Consider the following 704-nt stretch of genomic DNA (forward strand, 5'->3'; position numbering starts at 1 on the left):
GAGTTATTAGAACTGCTGCTAACAAGCGTGGGGCATCCGCTCTCTGCCGACACCATTATCGAAACCATTTGGCAGAGCAAATTCATCTCCAAGAATGTGCTCACTAACCGCATGAGCACCTTACGTGCGCTGCTACAGCAACACCTACCCGAGTACGATGCGGCTAAGCTCTTGGTCACTTATCCTCGAAAGGGCTATTTTCTTAACCCTGCCAATATCCGTTTAACACCACCAGCGAAAAGCCATCGACGCGTTATTCCAACTCAGGTTGCGAGTAATAAGAACTTCAAGCTAATTTTTGCTTATGGCTTGTGTGCCATACTTGCGGTTTGTAGCGTGACGCTCGCAAGCTTGCTATGGCAACGCCAAGAGATTTCAACACAACAAACACGTCATCAGTTACTTATCCCCAAAGTCGAGTTGCTGCTCAACCGTGTCGATGCAATCGGCTCTCAGGCACGAAAATATCGCACACTGGTCAAAGCCGTCTTACTTCAACAACAAGTCGAATATCCATATACCGACATCGCTAACCAAGACGCTCCAAGTTACTTTCTGGATCCCATTGGTCATACACCGTATTTCCCTGGTGCACGAAATATGCAGACCAGTGATTACGAACTCAACATAGAGTTAAAAGACGGCGCAGAGCAAGGCATCTTGAAAGCGCAGATGAACCTTATTTATCCTGCGACAGGGAAGCT

1 protein-coding gene is annotated in these 704 nt (G+C 47.3%); it reads left to right on the top strand.

What is annotated here, in order from left to right:
- The coding region (locus tag R7R24_RS26930; protein ID WP_318120152.1) for a transcriptional regulator at positions 1 to 704 on the top strand (704 nt) is incomplete at both ends.

This window comes from Vibrio sp. 704 (assembly GCF_033339295.1).